Source organism: Mucilaginibacter tolerans (genome assembly GCF_030519375.1).
Taxonomy (GTDB): domain Bacteria; phylum Bacteroidota; class Bacteroidia; order Sphingobacteriales; family Sphingobacteriaceae; genus Mucilaginibacter.
In genome coordinates this window covers 131,397-149,559 of sequence record NZ_JAUMKB010000011.1, presented here as the reverse complement: position 1 = coordinate 149,559, position 18,163 = coordinate 131,397, and the positions used below count along the sequence as shown (strand labels likewise).

General features: G+C 41.9%; 17 protein-coding genes. 16 read left to right on the top strand and 1 reads right to left on the bottom strand.

Annotated elements, in window-relative coordinates:
- The first annotated feature begins 86 nt into the window (after window positions 1–86).
- From Q3A68_RS16245 to Q3A68_RS16175, 15 genes are all read left to right on the top strand, one after another.
- Window positions 87–281: a cold-shock protein gene (locus tag Q3A68_RS16245; RefSeq protein ID WP_302902166.1), complete on the top strand. Its 195-nt coding sequence runs from the start codon at window positions 87–89 to the stop codon at window positions 279–281.
- Window positions 282–371: 90 nt separating this feature from the next.
- Complete coding sequence (locus Q3A68_RS16240) at window positions 372–824, top strand: cold-shock protein (protein WP_302902165.1); 453 nt, start codon at window positions 372–374, stop codon at window positions 822–824.
- Between the two features lie 172 nt (window positions 825–996).
- On the top strand, window positions 997–3,432 hold the full coding sequence (locus Q3A68_RS16235) for an AsmA family protein (RefSeq protein WP_302902164.1): 2,436 nt from the start codon (window positions 997–999) through the stop codon (window positions 3,430–3,432).
- Between the two features lie 467 nt (window positions 3,433–3,899).
- Window positions 3,900–5,726 (top strand): PQQ-dependent sugar dehydrogenase, encoded by a 1,827-nt coding sequence (locus Q3A68_RS16230; RefSeq protein ID WP_302902163.1) that lies wholly within the window; start codon window positions 3,900–3,902, stop codon window positions 5,724–5,726.
- The gene (locus Q3A68_RS16225; protein WP_302902162.1) at window positions 5,719–6,648 is read left to right on the top strand and encodes an SMP-30/gluconolactonase/LRE family protein; all 930 of its coding nucleotides are present in this window, start codon (window positions 5,719–5,721) and stop codon (window positions 6,646–6,648) included. Before Q3A68_RS16230 ends, Q3A68_RS16225 begins: the two co-directional genes overlap by 8 nt.
- 88 nt (window positions 6,649–6,736) lie before the next feature.
- Complete coding sequence (locus Q3A68_RS16220; protein ID WP_302902161.1) at window positions 6,737–7,180, top strand: c-type cytochrome; 444 nt, start codon at window positions 6,737–6,739, stop codon at window positions 7,178–7,180.
- A gap of 59 nt (window positions 7,181–7,239) precedes the next feature.
- Window positions 7,240–7,701 carry a RidA family protein gene (locus Q3A68_RS16215; RefSeq protein ID WP_302902160.1) on the top strand — a complete coding sequence of 154 codons (462 nt, stop codon included), beginning with the start codon at window positions 7,240–7,242 and terminating at the stop codon, window positions 7,699–7,701.
- A gap of 12 nt (window positions 7,702–7,713) precedes the next feature.
- The gene (locus Q3A68_RS16210) at window positions 7,714–8,925 is read left to right on the top strand and encodes an aminotransferase class V-fold PLP-dependent enzyme (RefSeq protein ID WP_302902159.1); all 1,212 of its coding nucleotides are present in this window, start codon (window positions 7,714–7,716) and stop codon (window positions 8,923–8,925) included.
- Window positions 8,926–8,985: 60 nt separating this feature from the next.
- Entirely contained in the window at window positions 8,986–10,278 is a 1,293-nt protein-coding gene (locus Q3A68_RS16205; protein WP_302902158.1) for an amidohydrolase/deacetylase family metallohydrolase, read from the top strand.
- A gap of 10 nt (window positions 10,279–10,288) precedes the next feature.
- The gene (locus tag Q3A68_RS16200; protein ID WP_302902157.1) at window positions 10,289–11,218 is read left to right on the top strand and encodes an RraA family protein; all 930 of its coding nucleotides are present in this window, start codon (window positions 10,289–10,291) and stop codon (window positions 11,216–11,218) included.
- A gap of 25 nt (window positions 11,219–11,243) precedes the next feature.
- On the top strand, window positions 11,244–12,347 hold the full coding sequence (locus Q3A68_RS16195; RefSeq protein ID WP_302902156.1) for a bile acid:sodium symporter family protein: 1,104 nt from the start codon (window positions 11,244–11,246) through the stop codon (window positions 12,345–12,347).
- A gap of 90 nt (window positions 12,348–12,437) precedes the next feature.
- Window positions 12,438–13,481, top strand: coding sequence for an IS110 family RNA-guided transposase (locus Q3A68_RS16190; protein WP_302902155.1), 1,044 nt, complete (start codon window positions 12,438–12,440; stop codon window positions 13,479–13,481).
- 43 nt (window positions 13,482–13,524) lie between these two features.
- On the top strand, window positions 13,525–13,698 hold the full coding sequence (locus Q3A68_RS16185) for a hypothetical protein (RefSeq protein ID WP_302902154.1): 174 nt from the start codon (window positions 13,525–13,527) through the stop codon (window positions 13,696–13,698).
- Between the two features lie 321 nt (window positions 13,699–14,019).
- Window positions 14,020–15,141, top strand: coding sequence for a serine hydrolase domain-containing protein (locus tag Q3A68_RS16180; RefSeq protein WP_302902153.1), 1,122 nt, complete (start codon window positions 14,020–14,022; stop codon window positions 15,139–15,141).
- Window positions 15,142–15,423: 282 nt separating this feature from the next.
- Window positions 15,424–16,092, top strand: coding sequence for a hypothetical protein (locus tag Q3A68_RS16175; RefSeq protein WP_302902152.1), 669 nt, complete (start codon window positions 15,424–15,426; stop codon window positions 16,090–16,092).
- Window positions 16,093–16,127: 35 nt separating this feature from the next.
- On the opposite strand, the gene Q3A68_RS16170 is transcribed toward Q3A68_RS16175, so the two are convergent.
- Window positions 16,128–16,682 carry an RNA polymerase sigma-70 factor gene (locus Q3A68_RS16170; RefSeq protein WP_302902222.1) on the bottom strand — a complete coding sequence of 185 codons (555 nt, stop codon included), beginning with the start codon at window positions 16,680–16,682 and terminating at the stop codon, window positions 16,128–16,130.
- A 295-nt stretch (window positions 16,683–16,977) separates the two neighbouring features.
- Between Q3A68_RS16170 and Q3A68_RS16165 the strand changes: the two genes are divergently transcribed.
- Window positions 16,978–17,952: a FecR family protein gene (locus tag Q3A68_RS16165; protein WP_302902151.1), complete on the top strand. Its 975-nt coding sequence runs from the start codon at window positions 16,978–16,980 to the stop codon at window positions 17,950–17,952.
- The last annotated feature ends 211 nt before the right edge of the window (window positions 17,953–18,163 follow it).

Sequence of the window (18,163 nt, the reverse complement as noted above, 5' to 3'; positions counted from 1 at the left end):
GTTTAAATTTATTTTAAATTATTTTACCAAAAGTAAAAATATACCAATATTAAAGCGTACATTGCAACTCATTTAAAAATTAAGTAATGCAAAAAGAAGGAACAGTGAAATTTTTCAACAACCTGAAAGGTTTCGGATTTATTTCACAAGATGATACAAAAGCTGATGTTTTTGTACATTCAACCGGCCTGATCGATCAGATCCGCGAAAACGACAAAGTAAGTTTCGACGTGGAAAGCGGCAAAAAAGGCTTGAATGCTGTAAACGTTAAAGTAATTTAATTATCACTATAAAATTTACGACCAGCACCTGCCCAAACGGCAGGTGCTTTTTGTTTTTTTATCAATTTACTTAAAATCGAAATATAAAGTATGGGGAAATCCAGTGAAACCTACAATAAAAAAGAAAAAGAGAAAAAACGCCTGAAAAAGCATCAGGAAAAAAAAGAAAAAGCCGAGATTAGAAAAACAGCCTCTAGCAAAGGTAAAGGCCTGGAAGGCATGATGGCTTATGTTGACGAGAACGGGAACATTACTTCTACACCACCAACTACATTTAAACCAAAGGCCGTTTTGGCTGAAGATATTCAGATTGGTGTTCCTAAACAAATAGCTGAACCGGAAGGCCAGCTGAAGACCGGTATCATCAGTTTTTTCAATACCTCCAAGGGCTATGGCTTTATCCGCGATGGCAAAACGCAGGAAAATGTTTTTTTCCATGTAAATAACCTGAACTTCCAGGCGAAGGAGAACGACAAAGTAAGTTTTGGTGTAGAAAAGGGCCCTAAGGGCATTAATGCCATAAATATTGTAAAGGCCGGATAAGCAACTACGTATTCGAATCGCCTCTCAGCGCTGCCGCAAGCCTCCAGGCTTGTGGCCTACATGCATGGTGTACACCATGCAATTAATATCACTCTTTCCTTAACCTGCTGATATATCGTCACAATTACGTTGCCAGCAAAACAAATTCCTCATTTTCAGCTTTAAACCTTCTGTGTCACGATGGCTAAAAAACGGTATTAAAATCCTTGCGGGACTTATCCTGCTAGTTATTCTTATTGTCATCGGCACCATGTTGTATGTAACTTATAACAAGAGCCGCGTGCTTAAAATGGTGAGCACAGAGCTTAACCAAAACCTGGACGGGCAGATCACCATCGGCGACATGAAGCCACAATTATTCAAAGACTTTCCTAATATCTCGCTTGAACTGAAAAATGTAACCATACGCGACAAGCGCTTTGCCGAACATAAACATACCCTGCTTGACGCCAAAGAGTTTTATGTATCGCTCAATGCGCTATCTATGGTAACTGGCAAGGCAAGTATCAACCGCATTGATATTGATAATGCCTCTGCTGACTTATATACGGACAGCACAGGCTACAGCAATCTGAGCGTTTTCAAAAAAAGTCCGAAGAATGGGTCTGAAGAACCAGCGGGCAAAAGCGTTCCACCTGCGTTTCAATTATTCAGCTTCTCGAATTTGCAATTGAAAGTGGACGACCGCTCAAAAAACAAGCTGTTTTATTTCGATGTAAGAAATGTTAACGGACGCATGCGGGGTTTGGATACCGGCTGGCGGGCGCGCTTTCACCTGGATGTACTGGCAAGAAACATGTCGTTTAAAACAAAAAACGGCAGTTTCGTACAAGACAAAACCATAAACGGCAATTTTGAGGCTATTGGTGATGACAATGGAAAGATTACGCTTAACTCTGAGGCGGTGAATATTGGCCCAAATCAATTTAAACTTGATGCTGTTTTTGGTGCAGACAAACACCCTGCTGATTTCAAAATTCATCTTACCTGCAACCAGATCACCTGGCGACAGGCTTCGCAGCTTGTCGCGGCCAACATTAAACGCAAACTGGACCAATATAACATAAGCCAGCCGCTCGCAGTGACTGCGCGCATTGAGGGTAGTTTCGCAGGAGGCAATCCATTTCTTTATATAACTGCCAGGGTGCGCAATAGCAAAGTATCTACACCGGTAACTATATTTGATAATTGCGGGTTCGATGCCATCTTCACTAATAATTTTGAAAAAGGCAAAGATTTTACGGATGATAATTCTGTTATCCGTTTTACGCGATTTTCGGGAAGCTACAAACAGATACCTTTTAATATTGATACTGGCAGCATCATTAATATCAATAAGCCTATTGCTACAGGAAATCTTAGGGCCGATTTCCCTGTGGCTGATTTGAATGAAATAATGGGTAACAAAATAGCCCGGTTTACCAAAGGTCGCGCGACAACGTACCTGCGCTATAAGGGCGATATTGTGAATTACCAACTAAACAAACCCATCGTAACTGGTTATATTAATATCAAAAACGCCGACGTTACCTACATTCCTGAGAAGCTAAAACTGATCAATAGTTCTTTATCGATGAACTTCACTAAGGATGATCTGGTCCTGAGAAACATCCGTCTGCAAAGCGGGCATAGCGTAATTACAATGGATGGCCGGGTAAAGAATTTCATGAACCTGTATTATACGGCTCCGGAAAAAATGCTGCTTACATGGGAAATACGCAGCAAACAGCTTTATCTGGCCGAATTCCTAAGCTTTTTGGAAGGTAATGGTGCAAGGCCCTCAGCCGAGTCAAAACCAATAGTCAATAGTGGAAACGCCATTGACCAATTAAGCAATGTGTTGGAAAAAGGCACGGCAGCCATGCACCTGGATGTCAGTAAGGTGTACTATAACAAGTTTTTGGCGACCGATGTTCATGCGGATCTATTGACTTCAGAAGATGCAATAGTGATCAAAAACGTCGGCTTAAAGCATGCTGGCGGCTTTTTGAAAATGAACGGCTCAATACAACGGGGAGAAGATCTGAATAAACTAAAGTTGAATACAGTCATCAGTCACGTGGATGTGAATGAGTTTTTTAAGGCTTTTGATAATTTTGGGCTTAGCGATTTTACCGCTGATAACCTGAAGGGCCTCCTGTCAGCCAAAACGGCGATCACAGCAGGAATTACCGATGACGGCAAACTGGCAAAAAATTCTATCAACGGCAATCTGGATGTAAATCTGCAGCAGGGGCAATTACTCAACTTTAAACCCTTATATAGCGTTGGTAAATTTGCCTTCCCGTTCCGTGATTTGAAAAACATTCGCGTGCAAGAACTAAATGCCCATTTTGATGTAAACGGGGATATGTTTAAAGTATATCCGTTGAAATTGAGCTCAAGCGCTATCAATATGGATATTTCGGGCGTATATGGCATTTCAAAAGGTACCGACCTGGCCATAGATGTCCCCCTGCGCAATCCAAAAAACGACACTACTATAACTGACCCGGCTAAACTGGAGAAAAAGCGCTACAAAGGCATCATACTGCATCTGCATGCCAAAGCTGATTCTACCGGTAAGATCAAAATAGGCTTGGGTAACGACCGAAAGAAAAAAGATTAAGTGATCAGTTAATTAGTGACCGGTTAACCAGTTAATCAGCTAATTATGGCGACCTGATAACTGATACCCGACTAACTGATTAACTGATTTCTCAACTCCAATACTTCTTAAAGTATTTTACAAAGTCTAAATACTTCTTCCATTTTCATCGAACAAAAGCTAAAATTTTTAAAAAACAAATATATCTGTTAACTTGCTGTTGCTATGAGTGCTGCCGTGCGTATGTTATGAGTAATCAATTCAGAATATTACTCAGACTATCTGTTCTGAAAAATAGCAAATTAAACCAATAGCCCGACATAAGCCCCTAAGAGACACCCCATTACAAGGTTATTTGGCTTCGTTCTAAAAATTATAAAAAGATAAATCCATCAGTTCTATCAATGCTGAGAGGATCAAAAAAATAATACAACGGTTCGGTTTCGGCCGATCAATAATTATAGTTTTTATAAAGTTTAATTTGCTAAATGGCCCTTACAAACGCAACCAGGAAGGCTGTAACTAATTTTTTACACTGCTTTAATTCGAACCTGCTAAAGACAATCGGTGCAGGTGTGTTACTGGTGTTCCTGGGATTCTCATGGAATAATGTCAGTAAAAATCACCCTGGCCCCGTTGCACCAGACAACGACGGTCTTTTCCTGCCCGACGGTTTCCAAGCCATAGTTGTTGTTGACAGTTTGAAGGGGCAAACGAGGCATATTGCTGTCAACTCCAACGGCGATATTTATGTGAAAGCCAGAAATCATTATTTAAATGACGGGTATGGAAACATAGCGCTTAGAGATACCGATGGTGATGGCAAAGCAGACATTATAACCCCTTTTGGCAAATATAGTGGTCACACGTATGGCACTGCTATGCGTATCCATAATGGGTACTTATATTTTAGTTCAGAACTGATGGTATACCGCATGAAGCTTAAACGCGGACAACTGGTTCCGGATAGTAAAATAGATACCATCGTTATCGATAATCCCCCCTACCACGAGCATCAGACCAAACCGATTGCCTTTGATAATAAGGGACATATTTTTGTGGGTTGGGGTGCCGGCTCTAATGCGGGGCAGGAGAAAAATCGTTTGCCCGGTTCGCCGGGCGTCGGCGACCCGAACTCACCTGATAAGGGCAACCCATGGCTAAAGGATCATGGCGGTATATGGATGTTTGATGCCAATAAAACAAGTCAGCACCAGTCGGACGGCATTAAATATGCCACAGGTTTGCGCAGTATTGTTGCGATGGATTGGGATCTCAAAAGCAAATCGTTATACACCGTCGCTCACGGCCGGGATGATTTCCGCATGATCTGGCCTGACTTATATACACCATGGCAAAGCGCAATGGAACCCGCTGAAGAGTTTTTTAAAGTGAATGAAGGTATGGACGGCGGTTGGCCATATTACTATTACGACGAACTTAAAGGTAAAAAACTGCTTAACCCTGAATTTGGAGGCGATGGCACAAAAGAGGGCAACGGCGCAAAGTTGACACAGCCTATTGTAGCCTTCCCCGCTCATTTTGCCCCAAATGATCTGCTTTTCTATAGAGGGAAACAGTTCCCATCACGTTATAAAAGTGGTGCTTTTGTGGCCTTTCATGGCTCTACCGACCGTGCCCCCTATCCGCAGGCAGGTTTTCTTATAGCATTTGTTCCATTTAAGGATGGCAAGCCTTCCGGCCCATGGGAAGTTTTCGCAGATGGCTTTGCAAGGGTCGACCCTATTGTGAATGTGAGCAATGCGGTTTACCGCCCTATGGGTTTAGCTGAAGGGCCGGATGGTTCATTATATGTAAGTGATACGGAAAAAGGAAGAATCTGGCGGATACAGTTTAAAGGTGATAAAAAAGCATTCGGAGTTGAGCAACTGGCAGCCATGGGAAACCGGAAAAAAACAGCATCCAACATCAAAACTCCTGATGAGATTAAAGACAACTTGTTTAAGGATATGCCTACCGCATCAACCGTGTACGCCACCTATTGCATAGCATGCCACCAGGCTGATGGCAGGGGCGACGGCAACCGCTTCCCTCCTCTCGCACAATCAGAATGGGTAAATTACAATACCCCGAGACTGATCAATGTGATCCTAAACGGCCTTAAGGGGCCGGTAACGGTAAAAGGACAATCTTACAATGAGGTGATGCCCGGGCATGGCAGTTTCTTATCTGATGAACAGGTAGCCGAGGTACTCACTTACATCAAATCAAATTTTAATAATCTCCCCGAAGTTGTTACACCTGCAGAGGTAAGTGCGGTAAGGAAAAAGACATCAAACCAAATTCATGAATAGATTACCTTTAAGTCCGGCATTCAGGTATAGTGGATTGCTAATGTCCGCGTTATTTACAGTCATTGGTGTAAATGCCAGCGCGCAATCCACAGATACACTTTTTAAGTCGAAAGAATTTACACCACCGAAAAGCTTTACCATCGGAGCCGAAGGGCCTGCGGTAGATCAGTATGGTAATGTTTACGCGGTGAACTTTGATCATGACGGCACCATCGGCAAAATGACGCCTGATGGAAAAGCTAGTGTATTTATCGAGTTGGCTAAAGGAAGCACCGGAAACGGCATCCGGTTCGACAGTCACGGCAATATGCTGATAGCAGATTATACCGGGCACAATATCATCAAGGTGAATATGATCACCAAAGAACAAACTGTTTTCGCACATGAGTCACGGATGAGCCAGCCGAATGATATCGCTATCGATAATAAAGACCGTCTTTATGCGAGCGACCCGAACTGGAAAGCAGGTACCGGTAAAATATGGCGCATTGACACAGATGGTAAAACAACTGTTTTAGATTCTATGGCAACGGTAAACGGAATAGATGTAAGTCCGGACAATCATACGTTATATGTGAATGAAAAACGCAAAATATGGGCCTACGATCTATCACCAAAAGGTGAAATAAGTAACAAACGCCTGGTGATCGAATTTACCGACTTTGGCATGGATGGGCTGCGTTGTGATGTAAAAGGCAATATTTACCAGGCCCGGTATGGCAAAGGAACTATAGCCAAAGTATCACCTGATGGAAAGATTTTGCAGGAGATACAACTTATCGGCAAAAAGCCAACCAACGTTGGTTTTGGCGGCCCTGATGGTAAAACCATGTATACCACCCTGCAGGATGTGGGTAACCTGGAAACATTCAGGGTTGATGAACCGGGACGCGAATGGAAGATGTCTAAAAAACAGAAATAGGGATATAAACCTGATAAAAGAACAAAAAAGTTTATGTGAAGTAACGGTAAAGCCTGAGTTAAGGGTTTTACTTATTGTGAATGCCACTATGAAAATCGCACAATTAATAACACCAGCTTTGTGTATCATACTTACCTTGTCGGTTTGTGTAGCTTCTGGCCAGGCCAAGAAAAAGGTGGTCGCCAAGAGCAAACCTGCTACCACTGTTACCAAAGCTCCTCCTCCACTCCCATTTGCCACTGATGCTGAAATTGCAGATGGGAAGGAAATGATTTCTAAGTCTGATTGTCTTGCTTGCCATAAAATAGAAGAGAAATTGGTTGGCCCAGCTTATACTTTAATAGCTGCCAAATATCCTCAGAATCAAAAATCATTGGACACCCTCACCAAAAAAATAATTACGGGTGGTAAAGGCGTATGGGGACCGGTTCCGATGGCACCACATCCTGCTATTAGTCAGGCTGATGCGGATAAAATGATAAAATATATTCTTACCTTAAATACTAAGAATCCCGCGACAAGCACGAAATAATTTATACATCAAATAAGAAAAACAAACACTTCATATACGATTACCAAACTTAAAACAACATGGAAAAAAGAAGATCTGTTCTGAAAAAAATACTGGCTTCAGTTGCTGGTTTATCAGTTCTCGGAATAAGCAAAGATGCCGTAGCTGCACCTGCTGAAGAAAAAGTAGTGAACAACGTAACCACGTTCCAGGATGTGCCGCTATTTTCAGGCTCAACCAAATTGGGTAACCTTGTTTTTGTTGCCGGAAAAGGCGCCCATGTTGAACCATTCGAGATCAAAGCTCACACCGAGATCGTACTAAAAGAGCTTGAAAAAGAACTGATAAAAGCCGGCTCTTCGATGGAGAAAGTGCTTAAAGTAACTGTCTTCCTGAATGATATAGCCAACTACCAGGGCATGAATGAAGTTTATAAAGGCCGTTTTGGTAAAAACCCTCCCGTTCGTACTACAGTTGCTGTAGCCAAAGGCGGCGTACCGGGCAACTCGCTGGTTGAAATGGATTGTATGGCTTATATTTAATAGAGAAGTAAAATGAAACGCAGAGACATATTAAAAGGCCTCACCTTATTGCCGTTGTCAGGTGGTTTTATAAGCAAAGCATCCGCAATCGGAATAACCGATACTCCTACCCCACAAAAGTCAACACGCGACCTGTTTGCAGAGCTTGGTGTTACGCCGGTGATTAACGCATCCGTAACCATGACATTTTTGTCAGGTTCGCTGATGCTTCCTGAAGTACTGGAGGCAATCAATTCCACATCGCACGATTTTGCCAACATGTACGAGTTGCAGGATAAGGTAGGCGCAAAAATTGCCGAATTGCTGCATGTTGAATCGGCTATGGTTACTTCGGGTGCTGCTTGTGCCATCGTATTGGGTACAGCCGCAGCCATCACGGGTACAGATCACGAAAAAATCAAACTACTGCCCAACCTGCCCGGACCACGGCCCGAGGTGATCATGCAGAAAACGCATAGATACCTCTTCGATCAGGCTGTAACCACAACAGGAGCGAAAATTATTGAGGTTGAAGGTAACGATGAGATGGAGAAAGCCTTCAACGAAAGAACTGTCATAGCTTTATTCTTCAACGCTGCCGGGAAACACAGTGTCACACACGAGGATTTTGTTGCTATAGCAAAAAAGCATAATATTCCTAGTATGCTGGACGCTGCTGCCGACGTCCCGCCTGTAGAGAACCTGTTCAAATATCAAAAGATAGGTTTCGACCTGGTTACTTTTTCGGGCGGGAAAATGATTCGCGGCCCGCAAAGTGCTGGTTTACTCTTCGGACGTAAAGACTTGATTACAGCTGCAAGGTTAAATCATAGTCCCAATGAGGCGCCGATTGGCCGGCCAATGAAGGTGAACAAGGAAGAGATGTTTGGTATGTATGCTGCATTGAAAGCTTACCTGGAAAGAGACCATAAAAAAGAATGGCAGGATTGGTTAGATCGCGCTAAACGTATCGGCTCGCAGTTAGAAACTGTACAAACGGTAAAAACCGAAACTGTGGTTGATCCGGGGCCGGCTAATGCATTCCCAAGTCTTCGGGTGACCTGGGATGAAAGTAAGATCAAGATAAAACCTGAGCAAGTGGTTACCGCATTAAAGAGCGGGACGCCAAGTATTGTGGCTAATGGAGGAAAAGATTATCTGACCGTTGGCGTGGTGCTTTTGCGGCCAGATCAGGTGGATATTGTAGCCGGAAGAGTAAAGTCCATACTGCAGCAAGCTGTATAAATTTATGGCCTTACCAATAGACCAGTTATAAACCAAATTATTGTAATTATTAGCTGAAAGATGCGAAAACGCTTTTTCTTAATGCTCTTCCTGCTGGGTTTGCTCAGCCAGGTTTCTGTTGCGCAAACCTATGATATTGTCATTAAAGGCGGGCATGTGATCGATCCTAAAAATGACATAGATGCGGTCATGGATGTTGCCATTAGCGGTGGAAAAATAACGCTTGTCTCAATGGATATTGATCCTAAACAGGGAATACAAGTAGTGGATGCAAAGGGCATGTATGTTGTACCTGGTCTGTTAGATATTCATACGCATGATTTTTATGGTACAGAACCCGATCATCAATATGAAAATGGCAATCTGGCCATTGCACCAGATGGGTTTACCTTTCGCAATGGCGTAACAACGGTTGTGGACGCTGGGAGCTCTGGCTGGAGAACTTTCCCGGCATTCAAATCGCAAACTATTGATGTTTCAAAAACGCGTGTATTGGCATTTTTAAATATTGTTGGCGAGGGTATGCGTGGCGGATATGAGCAAAATCTGAACGACATGGATCCGAAAATGACTGCTCTTGTCGCCAAAAAGTACAAGGACATTATAGTAGGCATCAAATTGGCACACTATGAAGGCCACGACTGGACCCCTGCGGACCGTGCCGTGGAAGCCGGAACATTGGCAGGAGGAATCCCGGCGATGATTGATTTCGGGGGAAGCAAACCACCATTGCCCATTGAAGAGCTATTTTTAAAACACCTGCGGCCGGGAGATATTTTCACCCACTGTTTCGGGCAGTTGGGCAGCAGGGAGTATATTGTTGATCTGCAAACCAACAAAGTAAAACCATTTGTGTATCAGGCCCGAAAACGCGGGATCATTTTCGATGTGGGTTATGGCAACATCAGTTTTGCTTACTCACAGGCATTACCCGCAGCCAAAGAAGGCTTTTTCCCAAACTCTATCAGTACTGATATTCACGTTAACAGCATGAACGATGCCATGAAGGACATGCTTACCTGTATGAACAAATTCTTAGCAATTGGCATGCCTTTGCACGATGTTATACAGGCCAGCACATCAAACCCGGCGAAAGAAATAAAACACGAAGAATTGGGCAATTTGTCGGTAGGCTCTTGTGCAGATGTGGCTGTATTGGACATCGTCAACGGAAAATTCGGTTTATTTGATTATACCGGTTATAAGGTAGAAACTGACAAAAAATTACAATGCGAATTGACGATCAGGGCAGGCAAAATAGTGTACGACCTCAACGGCATAGCCAACCCTATTTATCCGCCAAGAAAAGTCACCCAAAACAAACAGGACGCATCAAAAGGAGAAACCCATTAATCTAAATTAAATGAGATATTATAAGCTACTACTATTAGTATTGATCATAAATATTGGCAGCGGGCTTTCTGTCAAGGCACAAACCATTTCGAGGGATGAGCTGATCTTTTATACCTCTGAATGGAAAGGAGAACGCTTTGCTGACGGAAGGCCAAAAGTTCCGGACGAGATAGTTGAAAGGGCAAAAAAAATCAGCATAGAGGATGCCTGGACGGTATTGAAAAATGAAGGCTACAGCAACCAGTTTGAAGGTGGCTGGAAATTGGTTAACGATACGATTCCTGTTGTTGGCCGCGTGGTTACTGCCATGTATATGCCAAGCCGCCCGGATGTAGAGAAGAACATTAAAGAACGAGGTACCAAACAAGGGCGAAAAGGCAATACCAACTCCTGGCCGATAGATCAATTGGTTAAGGGCGATGTGTATGTAGCCGATGGCTTTGGCAAGGTACGAGGCGGCACTTTGATCGGTGATAATCTGGGCAACTCCATATTCAATAAATCCGGCAATGGGGTCATCTTTGAAGGTTCGGCACGTGATCTACAGGGGTTAAGGGCTATTCCGGGATTTAATGCTTTTGTGCGCGACTTCGACCCATCCTATCTGGAAGAAATGGTATTAATGGGGCTTAATACACCTATCCGTATCGGTCATGCCATTGTTTTGCCTGGCGATTTAGTAATAGCTCAAAAGGAAGGTGTGCTTTTTATTCCTGCACATCTTGCCGAAAAGGTAGTAGCCACATCAGAGTTTGTAGCGCTACGCGACGAGTTCAGTCATGCTATGCTTAAAGCGGGCACATTTTCTACCGGTGAAATTGATAGTCAGTGGAGCAACAAGCTCAGGGAATCATTCATGAAGTGGCTGGAACAAAACCCGCAGAAAGGGAAAATGACCCGGGCGCAGTTAGACTCTTTTATGGAAAAACGCACCTGGTAGTAAATCACAACCTAAATTAAAACAGTTGAAAAACAGCATAATTTATAAGATCTTAGGTGGCATTGCGGCGTTGTGTCTTCTCGGAGCAATATGGCTCATTTTCCAGGATGGCATTGCCCATTCAGGCTACTTTATTATAGCATTCTTTATCATCCTGGCTATTGCATGTCGGGGATCGGTATTACTCAAAGGCTTTTCGTACACACTCATCATTTTCGGTGCAGTAACAACAGCTTTGTATTATCCACAATACTTTGTACAGGTAAACGGCTTTAAGCTCTCCGGATTAATTACGCCATTGCTGCAAATCATTATGTTCGGCATGGGCACTTCGATGGGTTTAAACGATTTTGCTGGTGTAATTAAAATGCCCAAAGGGGTGTTTATAGGCGTCGGCAGCCATTTTATCATAATGCCGCTGCTTGGCTTTACCCTGGCTAAATTAAGCCACTTCCCACCCGAAATTGCTGCGGGGATAATCCTTGTAGGCTGCTCACCAAATGGCATGGCTTCAAATGTGATGTCATACCTGGCTAAAGCTAACCTGGCATTGTCAATCACCATAACCGCGGTTTCCACCTCATTAGCCCCGTTTATTACGCCTTTATTGATGAAATTGCTTGGCGGGGCATTTATCAAAATAGACGCGTTGGCGATGATGTGGGATATCATAAAAATCGTGATCATACCTATTGGTGCAGGTATTCTCTTCAACAAATATTTACTCAAACGCGCCTCATGGCTGGAAAAGCTGATGCCGCTGGTGTCAATGTTCGGCATAGCGTTTATCATCGTCATTATTACTGCTGCGGGCAGGGATAGCCTCCTCAATATTGGCGGCTTGTTGGTTTTACTGGTATTGATCCATAATTTGCTTGGGTACACATTTGGCTACTGGTCAGGAAGGTTATTCAAAATGTCCGAACGCGATTGCCGTACGATGGCCATTGAGGTAGGAATGCAAAATGCAGGCCTTGCATCGGGGCTGGCAAAAGCAATGGGGAAAATCGCTACTGTTGGCCTCGCTCCTGCTGTATTTGGCCCGCTTATGAACACCACCGGATCATTACTCGCCAATTACTGGCACCGAAAACCGCTCAAGGAAAAAGAATCGCCTCTTTCAATTTAGGTTTGGTAAAATTATAAAGCCCCGCGCTCTTGCAGCTTGGCGCTTTAAACCTAAGTGAGATGAATAAACAAAACACCCAGGCTCATAAAAATGTCTTTCGTAGATACATGGAGGATATTTATGAAACAGCAAACAAACAGAGATGTGAACATCGCGCCACAATTGGATAAAGCCTGTGGCCTTGATATGCACAAAGAAAAGATCGTCGGCTTTATCTCATGCAAAGATGGCAGCGAACAGGAACTTATGGAGTTTGGAACTTTTACTTGTGAACTTCACAAAGTAAAAGATTGGCTTCAAAGCAATCAAGTCGAACATTGCCTGATGGAAAGTACAGGCATTTATTGGATGAGTTTATACACGATACTTACTGAAGTCGGAATATCAGTAACCGTTGCTAATCCTACCCATATCAAGCAAATTCCAAAGCGTAAAACGGACAAGAAAGATGCACGCTGGCTTTGCACTCTCTTACTGCATGGGTTAGTTCGCGCCAGTTTTATGCCTACTTCTGAGCAACGTGTTTTGCGGGACTTTTGTCGTAGCCGTCTGTTTTATACAAGACAACAGAATAAGACTCAAAACAGGCTGTGGAAGATCCTTGAAAGTAATAATATCAAACTTCGTTCAGTGATCAGTTCTATTCGCACGAAAACTGCAATGGACATTATTCGGTTACTTGCTGTTGGTGTTACCGATAAGATTCAACTGGCAAACTGTTCGCGCGGAAGAGCCAAAAACAAGCGTGATGACATGATGCTGGCACTTGAGGGTACGCTGGAGCAGCATCATAAGATGCAATTGCAAATGTTATTACAGGATTTTGACCACGTTCAAAAACAGATTGATGCATTAGAGGATATCATTGGTGATATTGTCAGCAAACATTATGCTGTGGCATTTGAATCTCTTGATACCATTACTGGCATTGCCCATAAATCAGCGCAGACTATTTTGAGTGAGGCTGGAAAAGATATGAGCCGGTTTCCTACGGCGGATCATTTTACTGCATGGTGCGGTTTGGCACCGGGCAATAATGAAAGTGCCGGTAAAAGGCATGATACTTCAGTTAAAAAAGGCAATAGCTATTTAAAAACATCAATTGTCAGCGCCGTGGGCAGCAGTTCGGGTTAAAGATTCCTATTGGCATGCCTTATTTGAACGTATGCGAAAACGTATGAAAGCACAGAAAGCTATAGTAGCAGTGGCTAGAAGAATATTGAAGGTAGTGTATAAAACACTGGAAACATTAACTCACTACCAGGAAAAGGGCGTAGCCCATTATTTTGACTTACAGGCCAAGTTCGCTGCCTTTAAAAGAGCAGGGCAACTATGGCCATCGAATGTATAATTAAGAAAGTAAAAGGACGAATAAGGTTTTAGAATAAAAAGTCTGTCACCTAAGTTGCCAATATCATATTCAGAATCCAGGCTTGTTCTTCGAGAACGCAGAGGAAACTTGTTTTTATAAAGTAACAATATTAGCTTGTTAATTATGATACTGCACACTGTATATTAGTATGGGAATACGTATAGACTATGAGCGAATGCGTACGTTAACTGTACGCTTTTGATGCAACGCGCAGTATCCATAATCTCATAAAACATTTATTATCAGTGATATAATAGTTTGGAACACGATTAGTGTATAGATTGAACTTAAATACAAATCATGAGATATCTTTTCGGCCTGATTTTTTTAATTATAGCTACCGGTTCGGCGTTAGCGCAATCCAGTCATCGAATCAAAAAGATCAACCCTGACACGCTGGTAAGCCGGTTGGGTACCGCCTATATGAAAGCCCCGCAATCAGTAGGTCTTTCTATCGGCCTGTTTTATAATGGTAAAGACTACTCCTACAACTTTGGCTCAATTGAAAAAGGTAAGCGCATTTTGCCGTCTGATCAAACGGTTTATGCAATTGGCTCCATATCCAAGACATTTATTAGTTTGATACTAGCGCATGCTGTTCTCGAAAAAAAAGTCAACCTGGATGATGATATACGAAAATATTTAAAAGGTAACTATCAAAACCTGGAATACCAGGGAAGGCCGATCAGGCTAAAAGATCTGGCAAGCACGACATCGGCTTTACCTGAAAACCTGCTTATCATACCAGAGGCAAATCCCGGCACACCACCTGATTCCATAAAGATTTTGCGGCGCAAAATCTTTTCACTTTACAACAGACAGGCCTTTTTTGATGCCCTGCACCAGGTAAAGCTGGATACTATTCCCGGTACAAAGGCCAGGCACAATAACACAGCCATTCAATTGCTGTCGTTTATTCTCGAAAACGTTTATCAAATACCCTATTCTGAGTTAGTAAAGAACTATGTCCTAAAACCGCTTGGTATGAACCGGACAACCTATCAGTCGCCTGGATCATTATCTGGATTAGCCGCACATGGTTATGACAAGAAAGGAAATGCTATTCCTTTCTTCAGTTCGCCAACGCTCTCAGGAAGCGGGGGTTTGACCTCGACTACAAAGGATATGCTGAAGTTTATACACCTTCAATTAAATCCCAAAGATTCCGCTATACAATTGTCTCATGAAAAATTAGTTTCCCCGGATGTCTATTCTATTGGGCTGAATTGGCTGATTTATAAATATGATGATGGCTACAGTCAAATATGGACGGATGGTGGCACTTACGGATTTTGCAGCTATATCATCCTTTATCCTGAACTCAACACTGGCATTGTATTATTGTCTAATGAAAACGATGAAACCAGCTATGGTAAACTTAGTGGTTTGGCCGATGGCATATTCAATGCAATCAAGCAATAATATCCTATTGATTAAAGCCAGTAGTGCGTAATGGATTGTTATTTTTAGAGGAACCTTATCACATATGATTAAATGAGAGCTTAATCACTGCACCTAAAAGTAGTTTGAATAAGGGACCGATGAAAATATAATCGACGAAAGATGAATATGTGTCGATTAAAGGCTGGAATATTCCGTTAGCATGAGGCATCGAACCATTTAAGGACTTCAGGCAAATGCTTTCAACTTAATTAAAGGTGTTATTTTCTATATTCGCATTATTATAGAATACTAAACCTCTTTATGCTACGCTCCGCAATTTTCTTATCACTTTTATGCTTACTGTTGTTAAACGGATGTAAAAGCAACAAACAATCTAGTCATACAGATACGGTTAAAACTACTGCTGATAACAGTCTAACTGTTTCAACTGCAAATCAAGACAGCATCCAGCTAACGCTTCTGGTCAGAAAACTTTACAAATGGCACGTAACTGATACCATGAAACATGATGGATTTAAACCAACAAAAAGTAATCCTAAAGACACATTATATACAGGTATTGATCTGGCAGAAAATGAAAAAGCGGTTGAGGAACTTAAAGAGACGGGAATATTTGCAGATAGTTTCCTTAACGATTACCGTAAGATTGCGGTACGTATGGATAAGGAATTGAAAGATGGCTCCTCATTGTGGCCCGACGGAGAACTTTCAACTTTTGGAGATGATGTAGACGATTGGTGCGATTGTCAGGATACTCCGGTTAATGATTACTGGAAAATCATAAAATTGAAAGACATCAAAATCAATAATAACGAAGCGAGCTTTAAATGGAATTGGGGCGACGATTTAAATTTTAAGGTAAGAGCGGTAAAAGATAATGGCAACTGGAAGATTTCTTATCTGCAAGGATTTGATATGAATTCGTATAGTTGGGAATGGTGGAAGAATAACAAAGGGAAAGCCAACTAAACTTATTGCTTTAACTTCAGCATCTGCTACGATCCCTACCTCCCACCAAAGTAAATCAGCAAAACAACAAGGTGAAGATAATTACCCATGGATGTCCTTAATATACGCAGCGCTTTACGCATATGCTGTTCAACAGTATTGACTGATATATTAAGATGGTTTGCGATTTCTTTATGAGGCAGCCCCTCTTCGCGGCTTAACAGGAATACGGTACGGCATTGTTGGGGCAATCTTTTAATTTCCTCCTTAAGGTACGTCTCCAGTTCCTTACTTTGCAACTGCGAGATAGTAGTATCTGTTGTATGTAATTGCTGTTGTGCCACATATTGTTCGTACCGCTTATGTACATTTTGATGCCTGTAATGGTTTAGCACGCGATTTTTTAACGCAACATGTAAATAAGCCAGAATAGAAATTTGAGGATTTAAAGTATCCCGAAGTTTAAATAAGCTGATAAACACATCCTGTACAAACTCCCGCGCAGTTTCGTGATCATCAATTTTTTTAGACGCGATTGATAGCAGTTTTACTACATACCTTTTATAGATTATTTCGAAGGCATATTCACTCCCCTCTTGCCAGAGCCTGATTAATTCGGTGTCGCTATGTTGATCAATGGGGTTAATCGTAGTTTAAAATTAATATGGTTAAACCAATCAGGGATTCATACATTTTATATTTCCATACAAAAAGCATGTTGTGTCAACGATATTAATAAAAATATTTAATACTCAGTGCAATTAACTTTAAAAAAAGTTAACAAACCGGGTTAAATTCCCTGCATTTTTTCAAAAAGGTCAGAAACTTCATAAAAAATAAAAAAATGTTAAGTTAAAGTAACGGTAACGTTCAGATTGGGTGTTATGTATTTTATAAACACAATAAATGGAACCTCAACGCCTACGTTACTTACTCGATCAATATCACAAAGGCCTCTGCACTCCTGCAGAAGAGCAGGAAATAAACGACTGGTACCATAGCATCCACATTGACGATCAACAGTTTCAAAACCTGCTAAACTCCGCCGGTCAGGAAAAGCTAGCTGATGATATGTATAATGAATTTAAGTCCCGTACCGGGGCCAAAATTCATTCGTTAAGTTCCCGGAAGTGGATGATGCGTGCTGCAGCAGTCTTAACGGGATTTTGTTTACTGAGCGGAGGGTACTATTTATTTAACAAATCGAAAACAATATCAAACGGAGTAGCACTTGTTACCCCGTCAAATACCGTTGAAAACAAGTTTATTACCTTATCCGATGGCAGTAAAGTAGTACTGCGTCATGGAAGTAAGCTTAATTACCCCGCTTCATTTTCAGGCAATAAGCGTGAAGTGGAATTGATCGGTGAAGCCTATTTTGATATTCATCACGACGATACAAAACCTTTTATTATTCATACAGGTAAGATAAAGACTACAGTTTTGGGAACGGCATTTGACATTGCAGCATACCCTTCACAAAAAAAGGTAGTAGTTACCGTTACCAGGGGAAGAGTGAAGGTTGAAAACGACCATAAAAACGCTGTGATACTTACTCCAAATGAGCAGGTAGTTTATGATAACCAAACCAACGCAGGTCAGAAAAATAAAGTTGAGGCTACCCGAACGCTTACCTGGGCAAGCAGCGATATGGTTTTCGACGGAGTATCATTTAAATCTATTGCAGGCTTGCTGAGCAGACGCTACCAGGTATCGATAGATTTTAAAAATCCTGACCTTGAAAACTGCCCGATCACTGCGTCATTCAACGGCACGGAATCATTAAAAGATATTCTGGAAATATTGTGTACTGCCCGCGGCACTACTTACAAATTTGAAAATGAACAAAAAGTTACCATTGATGGCAATGGCTGTAATTAACTAAACAATCAACCCTAAAACAACCAAACTAAGAGTATGAAGAAATTTAACCTAACCAGATAGCGCTTATCGCAATACGCGCCTGCTGCCATGCAGGGGGCGTTAAAAAAACAAACTCCCCGCCGGGAAGCAATGGGAGTTTGTAGTTAAAAAATTTAGTGAAAACTTTTAAACAATACAAAGAATGCAAAAAATTACCGCTTTTGCAAAG